This is a genomic window from Parendozoicomonas verongulae (genome assembly GCF_009711465.1).
In the GTDB taxonomy this organism is placed as follows: domain Bacteria; phylum Pseudomonadota; class Gammaproteobacteria; order Pseudomonadales; family Endozoicomonadaceae; genus Sansalvadorimonas; species Sansalvadorimonas verongulae.
Genome location: NZ_SMME01000261.1, coordinates 1 through 433, shown reverse-complemented (window position 1 = coordinate 433; position 433 = coordinate 1). Strand labels below are relative to the sequence as shown.

Here is a 433-nt window from a genome sequence, read left to right as displayed (position 1 = left end):
TGATCCCATGAGTGTTAATTGGGTGTTTTGTTTTTGCCCACAGCAGTGCACGAGGTGGGGCTCGACCGACCTGTTGACGGTGCAGGATGTGGTTTCACCGGGGAGGATATGTGTGCTGTCCGCAGGGTGAATGGCAATGCTGCCTGTTGATATCACATCTACTGGCTGTAGCGGAATAAAGGGAAGAGCCTACTCTTGTCTTCTGATGCATAGGTGGCAGATGTAGACAGGCCGATCACTATGCAGAGACTGGTAACAACAAAGCTCAGCCTGAAGACCATTCCTATCCCTCCCATAAAAAGAACAAAGACTATAGCAACGTAGCTGGCGGCCTCTTGTGATGTTGGTATTGCACCGAATCCTGTCCTGTCAGTGACACTGTGGATATTGATGGCCATATTGCTACACCATGTAGTCCGTGCACTACCAGAGT

At 49.9% G+C, this 433-nt stretch carries 1 protein-coding gene; it reads right to left on the bottom strand.

All coding sequences use genetic code 11. The annotated features are described in order from the left end of the window. Positions 1–158 precede the first annotated feature (158 nt). Positions 159–433, bottom strand: a 275-nt coding sequence (locus tag E1189_RS24360) for a hypothetical protein (protein ID WP_230459837.1), incomplete at its 5' end; no start/stop codon positions are given.